The 18501-nt window shown below is 47.5% G+C and carries 8 protein-coding genes, 9 tRNA genes and 6 rRNA genes; all 23 read right to left on the bottom strand.

Annotated features, from left to right (window positions below):
* Positions 1–222: 222 nt before the first annotated feature.
* Positions 223–338: ribosomal RNA gene (gene rrf / locus QNI29_RS00565) — 5S ribosomal RNA — on the bottom strand.
* Positions 339–523: 185 nt separating this feature from the next.
* Positions 524–3438: ribosomal RNA gene (locus tag QNI29_RS00560) — 23S ribosomal RNA — on the bottom strand.
* 213 nt (positions 3439–3651) lie between these two features.
* Positions 3652–5214, bottom strand: a 16S ribosomal RNA gene (locus QNI29_RS00555).
* A 110-nt stretch (positions 5215–5324) separates the two neighbouring features.
* Positions 5325–5400: transfer RNA gene (locus QNI29_RS00550), tRNA-Ala, on the bottom strand.
* Positions 5401–5409: 9 nt separating this feature from the next.
* Positions 5410–5486: transfer RNA gene (locus tag QNI29_RS00545), tRNA-Pro, on the bottom strand.
* Positions 5487–5497: 11 nt separating this feature from the next.
* A tRNA-Arg gene (locus tag QNI29_RS00540) sits at positions 5498–5574 on the bottom strand.
* 13 nt (positions 5575–5587) lie between these two features.
* Positions 5588–5676, bottom strand: a tRNA-Leu gene (locus QNI29_RS00535).
* Between the two features lie 13 nt (positions 5677–5689).
* Positions 5690–5764: transfer RNA gene (locus QNI29_RS00530), tRNA-Gly, on the bottom strand.
* An 11-nt stretch (positions 5765–5775) separates the two neighbouring features.
* Positions 5776–5860, bottom strand: a tRNA-Leu gene (locus QNI29_RS00525).
* A 14-nt stretch (positions 5861–5874) separates the two neighbouring features.
* Positions 5875–5950 (bottom strand) — tRNA-Lys (locus tag QNI29_RS00520).
* Between the two features lie 33 nt (positions 5951–5983).
* Positions 5984–6060 (bottom strand) — tRNA-Thr (locus QNI29_RS00515).
* A gap of 28 nt (positions 6061–6088) precedes the next feature.
* Positions 6089–6164, bottom strand: a tRNA-Val gene (locus QNI29_RS00510).
* Between the two features lie 11 nt (positions 6165–6175).
* Positions 6176–6291 (bottom strand): 5S ribosomal RNA (rrf, locus tag QNI29_RS00505).
* Positions 6292–6426: 135 nt separating this feature from the next.
* Positions 6427–9341, bottom strand: a 23S ribosomal RNA gene (locus QNI29_RS00500).
* Between the two features lie 213 nt (positions 9342–9554).
* A 16S ribosomal RNA gene (locus QNI29_RS00495) occupies positions 9555–11117 on the bottom strand.
* Together the 16S, 23S and 5S rRNA genes with 9 tRNA genes alongside form the textbook arrangement of a ribosomal RNA operon.
* Before the next feature lie 681 nt (positions 11118–11798).
* Positions 11799–13283: a lysine--tRNA ligase gene (lysS, locus tag QNI29_RS00490; protein ID WP_231419899.1), complete on the bottom strand. Its 1485-nt coding sequence runs from the start codon at positions 13281–13283 to the stop codon at positions 11799–11801.
* 156 nt (positions 13284–13439) lie between these two features.
* Entirely contained in the window at positions 13440–13646 is a 207-nt protein-coding gene (locus tag QNI29_RS00485; protein ID WP_231419898.1) for a helix-turn-helix domain-containing protein, read from the bottom strand.
* On the bottom strand, positions 13616–14128 hold the full coding sequence (gene folK, locus QNI29_RS00480; RefSeq protein WP_231419897.1) for a 2-amino-4-hydroxy-6-hydroxymethyldihydropteridine diphosphokinase: 513 nt from the start codon (positions 14126–14128) through the stop codon (positions 13616–13618). The genes QNI29_RS00485 and folK overlap by 31 nt, the downstream gene beginning before the upstream one ends.
* A complete protein-coding gene (gene folB / locus QNI29_RS00475) occupies positions 14125–14493 on the bottom strand; it encodes a dihydroneopterin aldolase (protein WP_231419896.1) in 369 nt (122 codons plus the stop codon). The genes folK and folB overlap by 4 nt, the downstream gene beginning before the upstream one ends.
* A gap of 1 nt (position 14494) precedes the next feature.
* Positions 14495–15262, bottom strand: coding sequence for a dihydropteroate synthase (gene folP / locus QNI29_RS00470; RefSeq protein ID WP_231419902.1), 768 nt, complete (start codon positions 15260–15262; stop codon positions 14495–14497).
* Between the two features lie 301 nt (positions 15263–15563).
* Entirely contained in the window at positions 15564–16490 is a 927-nt protein-coding gene (gene cysK / locus QNI29_RS00465) for a cysteine synthase A (RefSeq protein ID WP_231419895.1), read from the bottom strand.
* A 128-nt stretch (positions 16491–16618) separates the two neighbouring features.
* On the bottom strand, positions 16619–17533 hold the full coding sequence (locus tag QNI29_RS00460; RefSeq protein ID WP_231419894.1) for a peptidyl-prolyl cis-trans isomerase: 915 nt from the start codon (positions 17531–17533) through the stop codon (positions 16619–16621).
* Positions 17534–17560: 27 nt separating this feature from the next.
* Complete coding sequence (gene hslO / locus QNI29_RS00455; RefSeq protein ID WP_231419893.1) at positions 17561–18433, bottom strand: Hsp33 family molecular chaperone HslO; 873 nt, start codon at positions 18431–18433, stop codon at positions 17561–17563.
* Positions 18434–18501 lie beyond the last annotated feature (68 nt).

Here is an 18501-nt window from a genome sequence, read left to right as displayed (position 1 = left end):
TATCCCTCCAATGGTCTTACATCTATTCTACGTTGAGGTCGTTCAACAATATGAATGAAAAGCTCGCAAAATTATATTAGGGTAAGAGGAGGATCTTTACCTTTTACCCTTTTCTCCCTTAGTTTAATCAGATTTAGATTAGGAATTTAAGGGAAGGTCCATAAAGAAAATTATATTTGCATACAAAAAACCTCAAAGGATTATATCCTTTGAGGTTACGTTGCATGGCGGCGTCCTACTCTTGCGGGGGTGAAACCCCGACTACCATCGGCGCTGAAGAGCTTAACTTCTGTGTTCGGCATGGGAACAGGTGTGACCTCTTCGCCAAAACCGCCATACTATTGTTTTGTTGAAGGAGTACCTTCAAAACTAGATAAGAATTATGACATCGTGCCTTTTACGTTTTTACGTCTAGCTCCAGCTCCCAGACCCTAGCGTATAAGTCATCTTTTCTACAAAGGCTAAAGCCTTTTTCGAAAATCTGTCTTATCCGTACGGGTCTAGGCGGTCGCTTGCGCTTTTGTTAGTTAAGTCCTCGATTTATTAGTATCGGTCAGCTGCACGTGTCACCACGCTTCCACCTCCGACCTATCAACCTTGTCGTCTACAAGGAATCTTACTCACTCGAAGTGATGGGAAATCTCATCTCGAAGTGGGCTTCATGCTTAGATGCTTTCAGCACTTATCCCTTCCGCACGTAGCTACCCAGCTATGCTCCTGGCGGAACAACTGGTGCACCAGCGGTGCGTCCATCCCGGTCCTCTCGTACTAAGGACAGCTCTTCTCAAATTTCCAACGCCCACGACGGATAGGGACCGAACTGTCTCACGACGTTCTGAACCCAGCTCGCGTACCGCTTTAATGGGCGAACAGCCCAACCCTTGGGACCGACTACAGCCCCAGGATGCGATGAGCCGACATCGAGGTGCCAAACCTCCCCGTCGATGTGGACTCTTGGGGGAGATAAGCCTGTTATCCCCGGGGTAGCTTTTATCCGTTGAGCGACGGCCCTTCCATACGGCACCGCCGGATCACTAAGCCCGACTTTCGTCCCTGCTCGACTTGTAGGTCTCGCAGTCAAGCTCCCTTGTGCCTTTGCACTCTGCGAATGATTTCCAACCATTCTGAGGGAACCTTTGGGCGCCTCCGTTACTCTTTGGGAGGCGACCGCCCCAGTCAAACTGCCCACCTGACACTGTCTCCGGACCGGATCACGGTCCTGGGTTAGAATGTCAATACAGCCAGGGTGGTATCCCACGGATGCCTCCACCGAAGCTAGCGCTCCGGCATCGACGGCTCCCACCTATCCTGTACAAGCTGTACCAACATTCAATATCAGGCTACAGTAAAGCTCCACGGGGTCTTTCCGTCCTGTCGCGGGTAATGCGCATCTTCACGCATAGTATAATTTCACCGGGTCTCTTGTTGAGACAGTGCCCAATTCGTTGCACCTTTCGTGCGGGTCGGAACTTACCCGACAAGGAATTTCGCTACCTTAGGACCGTTATAGTTACGGCCGCCGTTTACTGGGGCTTCGGTTCAAAGCTTCGCTAATGCTAACTCATCCCCTTAACCTTCCAGCACCGGGCAGGTGTCAGCCCCTATACTTCACCTTTCGGTTTCGCAGAGACCTGTGTTTTTGCTAAACAGTCGATTGGGCCTTTTCACTGCGGCTCCTCCTATGAAGGAGCACCCCTTCTCCCGAAGTTACGGGGTCATTTTGCCGAGTTCCTTAACAAGAGTTCTCCCGATCACCTTAGGATACTCTCCTCGTCTACCTGTGTCGGTTTGCGGTACGGGCACCTCTTTCCTCACTAGAGGCTTTTCTTGGCAGTGTGAAATCAGGAACTTCGGTACTATAGTTCCCTCCCCATCACAGCTTGTGATTGATGCACGGATTTGCCTATGCATCTCACTCACTGCTTGGCCGCTCACATCCAGTGGAGCGGATTCCCTATCCTACTGCGTCCCCCCGTTGTTCAAACGGAAAGGAGGTGGTACAGGAATATCAACCTGTTATCCATCGCCTACGCCTTTCGGCCTCGGCTTAGGTCCCGACTAACCCTGAGCGGACGAGCCTTCCTCAGGAAACCTTAGACTTACGGTGGAAGAGATTCTCACTCTTCTTTCGCTACTCATACCGGCATTCTCACTTCTAAGCGCTCCACCAGTCCTTACGGTCTGACTTCACAGCACTTAGAACGCTCTCCTACCATTGTTCGTAAGAACAATCCACAGCTTCGGTGTTATGTTTAGCCCCGGTACATTTTCGGCGCAGAGTCACTCGACCAGTGAGCTATTACGCACTCTTTAAATGATGGCTGCTTCTAAGCCAACATCCTGGTTGTCTGAGCAACTCCACATCCTTTTCCACTTAACATAAACTTAGGGACCTTAGCTGGTGGTCTGGGCTGTTCCCCTCTCGACTACGGACCTTATCACTCGCAGTCTGACTCCCAAGGATGAGTCGTTGGCATTCGGAGTTTGACTGAATTCGGTAACCCGATGAGGGCCCCTAGTCCAATCAGTGCTCTACCTCCAAGACTCTTACCTTGAGGCTAGCCCTAAAGCTATTTCGGAGAGAACCAGCTATCTCCGTGTTCGATTGGCATTTCACCGCTACCCACACCTCATCCCCGCACTTTTCAACGTGCGTGGGTTCGGGCCTCCAGCCAGTGTTACCTGGCCTTCACCCTGGACATGGGTAGATCACACGGTTTCGGGTCTACGACCACATACTATTTCGCCCTATTCAGACTCGCTTTCGCTGCGGCTCCGATTTTTCATCTTAACCTTGCATGGGATCGTAACTCGCCGGTCCATTCTACAAAAGGTACGCTGTCACCCATTAACGGGCTCCAACTACTTGTAGGCACACGGTTTCAGGTTCTATTTCACTCCCCTCCCGGGGTGCTTTTCACCTTTCCCTCACGGTACTGGTTCACTATCGGTCACTAGGGAGTATTTAGCCTTGGGAGATGGTCCTCCCGGATTCCGACGGAATTCCTCGTGTTCCGCCGTACTCAGGATCCGCTCCGGAGGAAACAAGATTTTGACTACAGGGCCGTTACCTTCTTCGGCTGACCGTTCCAGATCATTCATCTATCTTGTTTCTTGGTAACTCCAATGGAGCGTCCTACAACCCCAGAGAGCAAGCTCTCTGGTTTGGGCTGTTTCCGTTTCGCTCGCCGCTACTCAGGAAATCGCGTTTGCTTTCTCTTCCTTCGGGTACTGAGATGTTTCAGTTCCCCGAGTCTACCTTCCTTAACCTATGAATTCAGTTAAGGATCCTACCCCATTACGGGTAGTGGGTTTCCCCATTCGGAAATCTCCGGATCATAGCCTACTTACGGCTCCCCGAAGCATATCGGTGTTAGTCCCGTCCTTCATCGGCTCCTAGTGCCAAGGCATCCACCGTGCGCCCTTATTCACTTAACTATCTAAAATCAATGTGAAAAGACGCATCATAATGATGCTTACGTTAAATCTAACGTTGGTTTGATGTCTAATTCTTATCTAGTTTTCAAGGTACTGTTTGAAAGCATTTGAGCTTCCAAAACCGAACGAAACGAACATGGTCAATGGTTTAATGGCACAATGTGTGCCTGCTAGCAAGTCCCGAAGGACTCGCTAGTTCCGTAATATCCTTAGAAAGGAGGTGATCCAGCCGCACCTTCCGATACGGCTACCTTGTTACGACTTCACCCCAATCATTGGCCCCACCTTCGGCGGCTGGCTCCAAAAAGGTTACCTCACCGACTTCGGGTGTTGCCAACTCTCGTGGTGTGACGGGCGGTGTGTACAAGGCCCGGGAACGTATTCACCGCAGTATGCTGACCTGCGATTACTAGCGATTCCGGCTTCATACAGGCGAGTTGCAGCCTGCAATCCGAACTGAGAATGGTTTTTTGAGATTTGCTTGACCTCGCGGTCTCGCGGCCCTCTGTACCATCCATTGTAGCACGTGTGTAGCCCAGGTCATAAGGGGCATGATGATTTGACGTCATCCCCGCCTTCCTCCGGTTTGTCACCGGCAGTCACCTTAGAGTGCCCAACTGAATGCTGGCAACTAAGATTAGGGGTTGCGCTCGTTGCGGGACTTAACCCAACATCTCACGACACGAGCTGACGACAACCATGCACCACCTGTCATTGCGTCCCCGAAGGGAACTCCCTATCTCTAGGGATAGCGCAAGATGTCAAGACCTGGTAAGGTTCTTCGCGTTGCTTCGAATTAAACCACATGCTCCACCGCTTGTGCGGGCCCCCGTCAATTCTTTTGAGTTTCAGCCTTGCGGCCGTACTCCCCAGGCGGAGTGCTTAATGCGTTAACTTCAGCACTAAGGGGCGGAAACCCCCTAACACCTAGCACTCAACGTTTACGGCGTGGACTACCAGGGTATCTAATCCTGTTTGCTACCCACGCTTTCGCGCCTCAGCGTCAGTTACAGACCAGAGAGTCGCCTTCGCCACTGGTGTTCCTCCACATCTCTACGCATTTCACCGCTACACGTGGAATTCCACTCTCCTCTTCTGTACTCAAGTTCCCCAGTTTCCAATGGCCCTCCACAGTTGAGCTGTGGGCTTTCACATCAGACTTAAGGAACCGCCTGCGCGCGCTTTACGCCCAATAATTCCGGACAACGCTTGCCACCTACGTATTACCGCGGCTGCTGGCACGTAGTTAGCCGTGGCTTTCTGGTTGGGTACCGTCAAGGTACCAGCATTTCCTCTGGCACTTGTTCTTCCCCAACAACAGAACTTTACGATCCGAAGACCTTCATCGTTCACGCGGCGTTGCTCCGTCAGACTTTCGTCCATTGCGGAAGATTCCCTACTGCTGCCTCCCGTAGGAGTCTGGGCCGTGTCTCAGTCCCAGTGTGGCCGATCACCCTCTCAGGTCGGCTACGCATCGTTGCCTTGGTAAGCCGTTACCTTACCAACTAGCTAATGCGCCGCGGGCCCATCCATGAGTGACGGCCGAAACCGCCTTTTACCAGTGAACCATGCAGTTCACTGGGTTATTCGGTATTAGCTCCGGTTTCCCGGAGTTATCCCGATCTCATGGGTAGGTTGCCCACGTGTTACTCACCCGTCCGCCGCTCGATCCACAACAATCACCCCGAAGGGATCATGTTGATTCACGCGCTCGACTTGCATGTATTAGGCACGCCGCCAGCGTTCGTCCTGAGCCAAGATCAAACTCTCCATAAAATGTGAGTCTGCCTAGCATCAAAATAAATGATTACTGGCTTTAAAAATCAATTTAAAGACATTGACGATACATGTTGTTTCGTTCAGTTTTCAAAGATCAAATGTTTCATTGGTGGAGCCTAGCGGGATCGAACCGCTGACCTCCTGCGTGCAAAGCAGGCGCTCTCCCAGCTGAGCTAAGGCCCCTTATTTAAATGGTCGGGAAGACAGGATTCGAACCTGCGACCCCATGGTCCCAAACCATGTGCTCTACCAAGCTGAGCTACTTCCCGCAAAAAGAAAATGGCGCGCCCGAGAGGAGTCGAACCCCTAACCTCTTGATCCGTAGTCAAACGCTCTATCCAATTGAGCTACGGGCGCTTGATATTTGCAATGGTGCCGAGGGCCGGACTCGAACCGGCACGGTAGTTACCTACCGCAGGATTTTAAGTCCTGTGCGTCTGCCAATTCCGCCACCCCGGCAGGACTTTTTAAATGGAGCGGAAGACGGGATTCGAACCCGCGACCCCCACCTTGGCAAGGTGGTGTTCTACCACTGAACTACTTCCGCTTATGAAATTATGGTGCGGGTGGAGGGACTTGAACCCCCACGTCGAGAGACACTAGATCCTAAGTCTAGCGCGTCTGCCAATTCCGCCACACCCGCACGGTGTGTATAAATGGTGAGCCATGGAGGATTCGAACCTCCGACCCTCTGATTAAAAGTCAGATGCTCTACCAACTGAGCTAATGGCTCCCTTAATCTATATCAGACTTATTATAGTAAAAATGGTGCCGACCGAGGGACTCGAACCCCCAACCTACTGATTACAAGTCAGTTGCTCTGCCAGATTGAGCTAGGTCGGCTTCATGATCTTTAGTTTTTAAAGTAAAATGGTGGAGGATGGCGGGCTCGAACCACCGACCCCCTGCTTGTAAGGCAGGTGCTCTCCCAGCTGAGCTAATCCTCCATATATGTAAAGCCTGGCGGCGTCCTACTCTTGCGGGGGTGAAACCCCGACTACCATCGGCGCTGAAGAACTTAACTTCTGTGTTCGGCATGGGAACAGGTGTGACCTCTTCGCCAATACCGCCAGACTTTTTCTCTTCCTTTTTTTCAAGGACAAGATATATTGTACTTTATTTATTCAACAAAGTCAACAGGTATTTTAGATTTTTTCTAAGTACCTTCAAAACTAGATAAGAATTATGACATAACCATTTTCACTTTAGTTAGATAAGTCCTCGATTTATTAGTATCGGTCAGCTGCACGTGTCACCACGCTTCCACCTCCGACCTATCAACCTTGTCGTCTACAAGGAATCTTACTCACTCGAAGTGATGGGAAATCTCATCTCGAAGTGGGCTTCATGCTTAGATGCTTTCAGCACTTATCCCTTCCGCACGTAGCTACCCAGCTATGCTCCTGGCGGAACAACTGGTGCACCAGCGGTGCGTCCATCCCGGTCCTCTCGTACTAAGGACAGCTCTTCTCAAATTTCCAACGCCCACGACGGATAGGGACCGAACTGTCTCACGACGTTCTGAACCCAGCTCGCGTACCGCTTTAATGGGCGAACAGCCCAACCCTTGGGACCGACTACAGCCCCAGGATGCGATGAGCCGACATCGAGGTGCCAAACCTCCCCGTCGATGTGGACTCTTGGGGGAGATAAGCCTGTTATCCCCGGGGTAGCTTTTATCCGTTGAGCGACGGCCCTTCCATACGGCACCGCCGGATCACTAAGCCCGACTTTCGTCCCTGCTCGACTTGTAGGTCTCGCAGTCAAGCTCCCTTGTGCCTTTGCACTCTGCGAATGATTTCCAACCATTCTGAGGGAACCTTTGGGCGCCTCCGTTACTCTTTGGGAGGCGACCGCCCCAGTCAAACTGCCCACCTGACACTGTCTCCGGACCGGATCACGGTCCTGGGTTAGAATGTCAATACAGCCAGGGTGGTATCCCACGGATGCCTCCACCGAAGCTAGCGCTCCGGCATCGACGGCTCCCACCTATCCTGTACAAGCTGTACCAACATTCAATATCAGGCTACAGTAAAGCTCCACGGGGTCTTTCCGTCCTGTCGCGGGTAATGCGCATCTTCACGCATAGTATAATTTCACCGGGTCTCTTGTTGAGACAGTGCCCAATTCGTTGCACCTTTCGTGCGGGTCGGAACTTACCCGACAAGGAATTTCGCTACCTTAGGACCGTTATAGTTACGGCCGCCGTTTACTGGGGCTTCGGTTCAAAGCTTCGCTAATGCTAACTCATCCCCTTAACCTTCCAGCACCGGGCAGGTGTCAGCCCCTATACTTCACCTTTCGGTTTCGCAGAGACCTGTGTTTTTGCTAAACAGTCGATTGGGCCTTTTCACTGCGGCTCCTCCTATGAAGGAGCACCCCTTCTCCCGAAGTTACGGGGTCATTTTGCCGAGTTCCTTAACAAGAGTTCTCCCGATCACCTTAGGATACTCTCCTCGTCTACCTGTGTCGGTTTGCGGTACGGGCACCTCTTTCCTCACTAGAGGCTTTTCTTGGCAGTGTGAAATCAGGAACTTCGGTACTATAGTTCCCTCCCCATCACAGCTTGTGATTGATGCACGGATTTGCCTATGCATCTCACTCACTGCTTGGCCGCTCACATCCAGTGGAGCGGATTCCCTATCCTACTGCGTCCCCCCGTTGTTCAAACGGAAAGGAGGTGGTACAGGAATATCAACCTGTTATCCATCGCCTACGCCTTTCGGCCTCGGCTTAGGTCCCGACTAACCCTGAGCGGACGAGCCTTCCTCAGGAAACCTTAGACTTACGGTGGAAGAGATTCTCACTCTTCTTTCGCTACTCATACCGGCATTCTCACTTCTAAGCGCTCCACCAGTCCTTACGGTCTGACTTCACAGCACTTAGAACGCTCTCCTACCATTGTTCGTAAGAACAATCCACAGCTTCGGTGTTATGTTTAGCCCCGGTACATTTTCGGCGCAGAGTCACTCGACCAGTGAGCTATTACGCACTCTTTAAATGATGGCTGCTTCTAAGCCAACATCCTGGTTGTCTGAGCAACTCCACATCCTTTTCCACTTAACATAAACTTAGGGACCTTAGCTGGTGGTCTGGGCTGTTCCCCTCTCGACTACGGACCTTATCACTCGCAGTCTGACTCCCAAGGATGAGTCGTTGGCATTCGGAGTTTGACTGAATTCGGTAACCCGATGAGGGCCCCTAGTCCAATCAGTGCTCTACCTCCAAGACTCTTACCTTGAGGCTAGCCCTAAAGCTATTTCGGAGAGAACCAGCTATCTCCGTGTTCGATTGGCATTTCACCGCTACCCACACCTCATCCCCGCACTTTTCAACGTGCGTGGGTTCGGGCCTCCAGCCAGTGTTACCTGGCCTTCACCCTGGACATGGGTAGATCACACGGTTTCGGGTCTACGACCACATACTATTTCGCCCTATTCAGACTCGCTTTCGCTGCGGCTCCGATTTTTCATCTTAACCTTGCATGGGATCGTAACTCGCCGGTCCATTCTACAAAAGGTACGCTGTCACCCATTAACGGGCTCCAACTACTTGTAGGCACACGGTTTCAGGTTCTATTTCACTCCCCTCCCGGGGTGCTTTTCACCTTTCCCTCACGGTACTGGTTCACTATCGGTCACTAGGGAGTATTTAGCCTTGGGAGATGGTCCTCCCGGATTCCGACGGAATTCCTCGTGTTCCGCCGTACTCAGGATCCGCTCCGGAGGAAACAAGATTTTGACTACAGGGCCGTTACCTTCTTCGGCTGACCGTTCCAGATCATTCATCTATCTTGTTTCTTGGTAACTCCAATGGAGCGTCCTACAACCCCAGAGAGCAAGCTCTCTGGTTTGGGCTGTTTCCGTTTCGCTCGCCGCTACTCAGGAAATCGCGTTTGCTTTCTCTTCCTTCGGGTACTGAGATGTTTCAGTTCCCCGAGTCTACCTTCCTTAACCTATGAATTCAGTTAAGGATCCTACCCCATTACGGGTAGTGGGTTTCCCCATTCGGAAATCTCCGGATCATAGCCTACTTACGGCTCCCCGAAGCATATCGGTGTTAGTCCCGTCCTTCATCGGCTCCTAGTGCCAAGGCATCCACCGTGCGCCCTTATTCACTTAACTATCTAAAATCAATGTGAAAAGACGCATCATAATGATGCTTACGTTAAATCTAACGTTGGTTTGATGTCTAATTCTTATCTAGTTTTCAAGGTACTGTTTGAAAGCATTTGAGCTTCCAAAACCGAACGAAACGAACATGGTCAATGGTTTAATGGCACAATGTGTGCCTGCTAGCAAGTCCCGAAGGACTCGCTAGTTCCGTAATATCCTTAGAAAGGAGGTGATCCAGCCGCACCTTCCGATACGGCTACCTTGTTACGACTTCACCCCAATCATTGGCCCCACCTTCGGCGGCTGGCTCCAAAAAGGTTACCTCACCGACTTCGGGTGTTGCCAACTCTCGTGGTGTGACGGGCGGTGTGTACAAGGCCCGGGAACGTATTCACCGCAGTATGCTGACCTGCGATTACTAGCGATTCCGGCTTCATACAGGCGAGTTGCAGCCTGCAATCCGAACTGAGAATGGTTTTTTGAGATTTGCTTGACCTCGCGGTCTCGCGGCCCTCTGTACCATCCATTGTAGCACGTGTGTAGCCCAGGTCATAAGGGGCATGATGATTTGACGTCATCCCCGCCTTCCTCCGGTTTGTCACCGGCAGTCACCTTAGAGTGCCCAACTGAATGCTGGCAACTAAGATTAGGGGTTGCGCTCGTTGCGGGACTTAACCCAACATCTCACGACACGAGCTGACGACAACCATGCACCACCTGTCATTGCGTCCCCGAAGGGAACTCCCTATCTCTAGGGATAGCGCAAGATGTCAAGACCTGGTAAGGTTCTTCGCGTTGCTTCGAATTAAACCACATGCTCCACCGCTTGTGCGGGCCCCCGTCAATTCTTTTGAGTTTCAGCCTTGCGGCCGTACTCCCCAGGCGGAGTGCTTAATGCGTTAACTTCAGCACTAAGGGGCGGAAACCCCCTAACACCTAGCACTCAACGTTTACGGCGTGGACTACCAGGGTATCTAATCCTGTTTGCTACCCACGCTTTCGCGCCTCAGCGTCAGTTACAGACCAGAGAGTCGCCTTCGCCACTGGTGTTCCTCCACATCTCTACGCATTTCACCGCTACACGTGGAATTCCACTCTCCTCTTCTGTACTCAAGTTCCCCAGTTTCCAATGGCCCTCCACAGTTGAGCTGTGGGCTTTCACATCAGACTTAAGGAACCGCCTGCGCGCGCTTTACGCCCAATAATTCCGGACAACGCTTGCCACCTACGTATTACCGCGGCTGCTGGCACGTAGTTAGCCGTGGCTTTCTGGTTGGGTACCGTCAAGGTACCAGCATTTCCTCTGGCACTTGTTCTTCCCCAACAACAGAACTTTACGATCCGAAGACCTTCATCGTTCACGCGGCGTTGCTCCGTCAGACTTTCGTCCATTGCGGAAGATTCCCTACTGCTGCCTCCCGTAGGAGTCTGGGCCGTGTCTCAGTCCCAGTGTGGCCGATCACCCTCTCAGGTCGGCTACGCATCGTTGCCTTGGTAAGCCGTTACCTTACCAACTAGCTAATGCGCCGCGGGCCCATCCATGAGTGACGGCCGAAACCGCCTTTTACCAGTGAACCATGCAGTTCACTGGGTTATTCGGTATTAGCTCCGGTTTCCCGGAGTTATCCCGATCTCATGGGTAGGTTGCCCACGTGTTACTCACCCGTCCGCCGCTCGATCCACAACAATCACCCCGAAGGGATCATGTTGATTCACGCGCTCGACTTGCATGTATTAGGCACGCCGCCAGCGTTCGTCCTGAGCCAAGATCAAACTCTCCATAAAATGTGAGTCTGCCTAGCATCAAAATAAATGATTACTGGCTTTAAAAATCAATTTAAAGACATTGACGATACATGTTGTTTCGTTCAGTTTTCAAAGATCAAATGTTTCGTTTTAATGTTTCTTCGTTATGTCCGCTGTTTAACAGCGACTTAACTAGTTTAACATGTGGTTGATTTTGAGTCAATATCTTTTTTAAAAAGTTTTTGTTCTCTTTTTCAACTCGATCTCTCACTCATTAAGTATGGCGCGCTCTCAAATTGCTTTATGTGCGTTTCGCCTGAGATCCTTTTTTGTTGCTGTCGTTTAACAGCGACTTAAATATCTTATCATGCGGTTAATTTTGAGTCAATATCTTTTTTAAAAAGTTTTTGTTCTCTTTCATTAACCTGATCTCTCTCCTATATAATAAGAAGATTTGTGGTGGCAATTCAATTGCTTAACACTATCTCGAGATCACTTTGTTTGTTGCGTTGTTGTTAACGCAACGTTTAATAATGTACCACGGCTGACTTTCTTCGCGCAAGGTTTTTTAACAACTTTTTTGTTTTAAGTTTATTCTAATGAATCTGAAAAATCCATTGTGTACTGATACATCAACTATTCCGTCATATTTCCACCACCACCCCGCTATTAAAATAGCTACATATAAAAAAATCCCCTGCAATTTGCAGGGGATCCATATTAGTCACGGTTTCTCATTTGCGGGAACAATAACACATCACGAATAGATGGAGAATTAGTAAGAAGCATTACTAAGCGATCAATCCCGATTCCAAGTCCTCCTGTTGGCGGCAGACCATACTCAAGGGCTTCTAAGAAGTCTTCGTCCATTAGATGAGCCTCATCATTTCCTTCTTCTCTTTCTTTTACTTGCGCTTCGAAACGCTGACGTTGATCAATAGGATCGTTAAGCTCAGAGAAGGCATTCGCATGCTCTCGACCTACAATAAAGAGTTCGAAACGATCCGTGAAACGCTCGTCCTCTTTATTCTTCTTCGCTAGAGGAGAGATTTCTAATGGGTGACCATAAACAAAGGTAGGTTGAATAAGCTTATCCTCTACACGTTGTTCAAAGAATTCGTTCACAATATGCCCGTACGTCATATTGTCTTCGATATCGATTCCATTTTCTTTAGCAAGAGCTTTTGCTTCTTCATCAGTCATCTGCTGCCAGAAATCTACACCGGTATATTCTTTAATCGCATCTACCATATGCAAGCGAGTCCATTTCGGCTCAAGATTAACTTCATATTCTCCGTATTGAACTGTTGTCGTACCTAAGACATCCTTTGCGATATGAGCAATTACTTCTTCCGTTAAAGCCATCACATCATGGAAGTCAGCATAGGCTTCATAAAGTTCTAGCATTGTGAATTCCGGGTTGTGTCTTGTAGATACACCTTCATTACGGAATACTCGACCGATCTCATATACTTTTTCCATGCCACCTACAATTAGGCGTTTCAAATGAAGCTCAATGGCAATGCGCATATATAAAGGCATATCTAACGCATTGTGGTGAGTAATAAACGGACGAGCAGACGCTCCACCAGGAATAGCATGCATCGTCGGAGTCTCTACTTCTAAGAAACCTAAGTCATCAAAGTAGCGACGCATAGACTGAATAATTTTACTGCGAGTCACAAAGGTGTCACGGCTAGTTGGATTAGTAATAAGGTCAAGATAGCGTTGACGATAACGCTGCTCTACGTCCTTAAGACCATGAAACTTCTCAGGTAATGGACGAAGAGATTTCGTTAGCATATGAAATTCAGTTGCTTTAACCGAAAGTTCACCTACTTTGGTTTTAAACATCTTCCCTGTTACACCTACAATGTCTCCCATATCCGCTGTACTGAATAACTCATACGCTTCTTCACCAACCGTATCTTTACGAACGTAGATTTGAATTTGTCCTTTCAAATCTTGTAGGTGTGCGAAACCTGCTTTGCCTTTTCCGCGTTTCGTCATGATACGGCCAGCAATCGTTACTTCAGCAGCCTTCTCTTCTAGTTCCTCTTTAGAGAATTCATCATATGCTTCTTTTAAATCCTCCGACAAGTGAGTACGCTCATATTTATTCCCAAATGGGTCCAGCCCTTGTTCAGCGTAAGATTGCAATTTCTCGCGACGTACGCGCATGTGGTCATTCAATTCTTCTGTCATGTTAATCACTCCAATTTTTTAGCTTGTCCACTCAAGTAGCATATTCATCCATCAGCCAAACAATGGCTAATGAATAGTATGCTTATCCTTTAGATGTTACGAATCCACGCTTTCTTAATGGCAAGCGAAAACTCCTTGCCCTTATTCCTGTCAAACTCAATCCCTCGGGACTAATTCTTGGATCGGAACTTTTAGCTCTATTGAAATTTTATTTATGAGCTTTTCATTAGGAAAACGAGCACCTCTCTCAATTTCACCCAGAACAGATACTGAAATTCCAAGCATCTTTGCAAAATCAACTTGAGTATAGCCCTTTAATTTCCTGTAGGATCTTATTCGTTTACCCCATTTTGCGGCTTCCATTTAGCGATTCCTTCTTTCTCATCATCTGCTAGGGCAGCTAGTAAATCTGAAACAGACTCACCAATAACAGGAACGATTAAATTCGGAGCTAGTTCAGCCAAAGGCACAAGCACAAAGCCTCGTTCTTGTAATCTAGGATGAGGGACAACTAATTCTTCTGTTTCAATATTCTCTTGATTATATAATAAAATGTCAAGGTCGATTGTACGAGGTCCCCATTTAATCGTACGTTCACGTCCAAGATCTCGTTCAATTCCCTGACATACTTCTAAAAGGCTAAAAGCAGTTAGAGAAGTGCGGATATGGGCTACCATATTTAGAAAATCACTTTGTTCAGTATAACCTACAGGAACCGTTTCATAAATAGGAGAAGCTTGTAAAACTTCAACATCTTCATGCTCGTGCAATAGCTTTAAAGATTGCTCAAGATAGTTAGCCTTCGGAGGGATGTTAGATCCCAGTGCTATATATGCTTCCTTCATTCACTTGTACGCTCCCTGTATAGTTCAATGGCTACCGATTCATAATGCCCTGGTATAGGTGGATCAGGTTTAATAACCGTAACAGTTAAAGCTTGTAATTTCTCAAAATGAGTCAGCAATTCTGAAGCAATATTCTCAGCTACCGTTTCCACTAATTGCTTTGCTTCGCCTTCGACAACCTCTTTTGTCACTTCATAAATACGTCCGTAATTAATGCTCTCTTCCATATCATCAGTTTGTCCAGCTTTCTTAAGATCTAACTCTAAGCTTAGGTCAACCTTAAACCTTTGCCCTAATTTATTCTCTTCCGGAAACAAACCATGATAGCCGTAAAAAGACATTTGGTTAATTAGAATTTTGTCCATGTTAATCGCTCCCCTTTCCTAGCATCTTATCCATCATTTTCGTCATTCTTGCAATGGGTTTTACATCATGAACTCGAACAAGGTCAATACCTTGTGTCATACCATAACAAACCGTAGCCCCCGTCCCTTCCATGCGCTCTTCAACAGGAAGGTCTAGCACCTGGCCGATAAATGATTTTCTAGAGGTTCCAAGTAAAACAGGGTACCCTAACGATACGACTTCTGACAAATGACCCATAACCTCTACGTTTTGCTCGGGCGTCTTCGCGAAGCCTACCCCAGGATCCAATAAGATATTCTCATCTCTCACACCAGCATCTTTAGCAAGGTCGATACTTTCCTGTAGATCCTTTTTCATATCTTCTATTAAATTGGCATAATGGCGGTCTTCACGATTGTGCATTAATATAATTGGAACTTGATATGCGGCAGCTACTTGGGCCATTTGTGGATCTCTTTTAGCTCCCCACACATCATTGATAATAGAAGCTCCAGCCTCCAGGGCTTGCCTGGCTACTTCTGATTTATAGGTATCTATTGAGATCGGGATATCAATTTCCTGCCTCACCGCCCTGATAATAGGAAGAACTCGTTTCAACTCTTCTTGTTCAGTAACCGGATCATGCCCGGGTCTTGTTGATTCCCCGCCCACATCGATAATATGAGCTCCATCCTGCTGCATTTGCTTCGCTTGCTTTATAGCGACCTCTACCTCATCAAACTGACCTCCATCAGAAAATGAATCGGGAGTAACATTTAAAATACCCATGACGAGGGTTTCCTTCGTTAAATCAAACGTTTTTTCTCTTGTACGAAGAATAGTCACAATACCTAACTCCTTTATTACCGTTCTTGTTTCCTATTCTATTGTACACAATCTAAGGGATATATTCACATAAGTGAGCCAGTTCAGCATGAATGATGCCTTTCGCCCTTTTTTATAAAATCGGAGACGATGCCGCTGTGAGTTTGCAGGAAAGCAACGTCGCACCCTATAAGAGGGATCTCTTTATTCCTTATCACGTATACAAAAAAACCTCTCCCTATAAAAGGAGAGGTCATTCTTAAAGCTAGGAGGGATCGAATTGGTAAAGAGGAGTAGATAGGTAACGCTCTCCGTTGCTTGGTACAATAGCGAGCACCTTCTTACCTTTTCCAAGCTTTTTGGCTACTTCTTTCGCAGCATAGATTGCAGCACCAGTAGAGACACCACCTAGCACACCTTCAGTCTTCGCTACTTCCCTAGCCGTTTCGTATGCCTGATCATTGGTTACTTGGATAATTTCATCATAAACAGCTGTGTCCAGTACCTTAGGAACAAAGCCGGCACCGATTCCTTGAATTTTATGCGGGCCTGGGGAACCACCTGATAGAACAGGAGAACTTTCCGGCTCTACAGCGTAGATCTGAATGTTAGGAAATGCATTCTTCAAAACCTTTCCTGCTCCCGTTATCGTGCCCCCTGTTCCGATTCCTGCTATAAACGCGTCTAACTGGTCGCCCATCTGTTCCACAATTTCAGGACCCGTAGTCTTCTCGTGTACGGCCGGGTTCGCTTCATTATTGAATTGTTGAGGCATGAAGTAGCCGTGCTCTTTTTGCAAAGCTTCAGCCTTTTTAATGGCACCTTTCATACCTTCACTCCCTGGAGTTAGCACCAGTTCAGCCCCGTAAGCTTTCAGAAGGTTTCTTCGCTCTTCACTCATCGTATCTGGCATAACTAAAATGGAGCGATATCCTTTTGCAGCCGCAACCATCGCAAGGCCAATACCTGTATTACCACTTGTTGGTTCAATAATAGTATCCCCTTCCTTCAGGTTCCCCTCTTTCTCAGCGGCTTCAATCATCGCAAGTGCAATTCGGTCTTTCACAGAACTCCCTGGATTCATGTATTCTAATTTAACGTATATATCCGCGCTGTTCTCATCAGAGATTCGATTCAACTTCACAATAGGCGTCTTACCAATTAGATCTGCGATTGAATTTCCAATTCTCACATCAAACACTCCCAATTCCTAGTAATATTATAGACTTACTAATAATTTATGGATAATAGTCTAAAAAGTCAAACAAAAAGAATCCCTAATTAATATATCCTTCCCACCTATAAAAAAGAAGCGATTCGTTAATCGCCATAAATCCAGTTGACCCCAATCTCTTTCCATAGGGGGGAGGCCGATAACGAACCACTTACATAATCAAGTGCAATTTCTCTTTTAATTTGTTCTTTAACTTCTTCATAGGTAAAAGTGATAGGAGGAAGCGTCCGGTGCAATTGAAGCAACACAAAGCCCTGATCTGTTTGGAAAGGGCTACTGTACTCACCTTGACCTAAACTTTCCGCCTCTTCATAGTAGGAGGATGGTAAGTATCGACTTTCCACGGAGAAATAACCGAGATAACCGCCTTTATCTTTCGTGTATTCATCTTCTGAATATTCTCTGGCTAACATACTAAATTCAGCCCCGTTATCAAGTTCTTCTTTCACCTTTAAGGCGGTTTCCTTTGAAGGTAAAACAATATGAGAGAACTGATAGGTCGTATGGAACTCGTATTGGTCTTGATGATCTTCATAAAAGTCTTTGATCTTTTTCTCGCTAATACCAATATCTTTCGTCAACAGATCTTCCAAAAAATAGCGGTACTGAACATCATTCTCCCACTGCTCCCGTTTCAACTTTATTTCACTTTCATCCATAACCGGAAGCATCGTCTCCATAAGAGCAAGTTCACGTTGGATGAGTTTATTTGAAATATCAACCTCAAACTGATCAGCAAGTTGAAAGACTACTTGTTTATCGATCATTTCCCTCAGAATGTCTTCCCCGTATTGTTCCTGAAGGGTAGCCATCCACTCTTCATGATGAATTTTTTCATCTCCTACTAAAGCTACTGGTTCTTCTGTTGCTTCAACAACCGGAGCCAGCTTATTCGTGGAGCTTGTTGAATCTTGTTCCTTAGTGTTCACCCAAACTAACAGTGTCGTTAAATTTGTAACAAGTAAAACTACAATAATCCCCCACAAAAGCTTTCGCGTCATCCCAACCACCTTTCCCTAGATGTCTATCTATTGTGTTTTAAGTTCGCGAAGCTCATCCTCTGTAAAGTGATACGCTTCATTACAGAAATGGCAGTGCGCCTCTGCACCATGATCTTCTTCAATCATAGCTTGAAGTTCTTCATCACCTAGACCTTGAAGAGCCTGCTCCAGACGCTCACGCGAACACTGACATTTAAATTGAACCGGCGATTTGCTTAAGATCTTCATATCTCCGCCTTCTAGAAGTTTTTCTAGCATTTCTTCAGGCGTATGCCCTTCATTAATTAAACGAGACACCTGTGGTAGTTCATTGATTTGTTGCTCTATTTTTGAAATGGTTTCATCATCAGCACCAGGCATAATCTGAATGATAAAGCCTCCAGAAGCTTTAATAGTCTGATCCGGGTTCACCAGCACTCCAGCACCTACTGCCGAAGGGACTTGCTCAGAATTTGCAAAGTAATACGTAAAGTCTTCCCCAATCTCCCCAGAAACAATCGGTACTTCACCGGTAAAGTTATTCTTTAGGCCAAGATCTTTCACGACACTTAACGTACCCGTTGTCCCTACCGCTCGGCGGACATCAAGCTTTCCGTTGTCATTTAAGTCAAAGTCTACATGAGGATTGGATACATACCCACGTACATCACCGTGAGCTGTAGCATCGGCTATAATTGCACCAATCGGTCCTCCACCTTCAACCTTTATCGTAAGTTTATCGTCTCCTTTTAACATAGACCCCATCATAGCTGAGATTGTTAAAGTACGCCCAAGCGCAGCAGAAGCTGTTGCATAGGTATCTTGACGACGAACTGCTTCTCCTACTGTTTCTGTTGATTGTATGCCATATGCGCGTACCATACCATTATAGGCGGTTGCGCGAATTAAATAATCACCCATATTAATTCATTCTCCTTTTCTTTTTCGTAATCCTGCTTTCAGCAGTATAATCCACATCCCTTTTAGAG

Source organism: Pontibacillus chungwhensis (genome assembly GCF_030166655.1).
Taxonomy (GTDB): domain Bacteria; phylum Bacillota; class Bacilli; order Bacillales; family BH030062; genus Pontibacillus.
This window is presented reverse-complemented; position numbering and strand designations above follow the sequence as displayed.

Excerpts from the sequence above, each read along its gene's own strand:
- lysS (WP_231419899.1), bottom strand. The coding sequence starts at position 13,283 with ATGACAGAAGAATTGAATGACCACATGCGCGTACGTCGCGAGAAATTG.
- QNI29_RS00485 (WP_231419898.1), bottom strand. The coding sequence starts at position 13,646 with ATGGAAGCCGCAAAATGGGGTAAACGAATAAGATCCTACAGGAAATTA.
- folK (WP_231419897.1), bottom strand. The coding sequence starts at position 14,128 with ATGAAGGAAGCATATATAGCACTGGGATCTAACATCCCTCCGAAGGCT.
- folB (WP_231419896.1), bottom strand. The coding sequence starts at position 14,493 with ATGGACAAAATTCTAATTAACCAAATGTCTTTTTACGGCTATCATGGT.
- folP (WP_231419902.1), bottom strand. The coding sequence starts at position 15,262 with ATGGGTATTTTAAATGTTACTCCCGATTCATTTTCTGATGGAGGTCAG.
- QNI29_RS00460 (WP_231419894.1), bottom strand. The coding sequence starts at position 17,533 with ATGACGCGAAAGCTTTTGTGGGGGATTATTGTAGTTTTACTTGTTACA.
- hslO (WP_231419893.1), bottom strand. The coding sequence starts at position 18,433 with ATGGGTGATTATTTAATTCGCGCAACCGCCTATAATGGTATGGTACGC.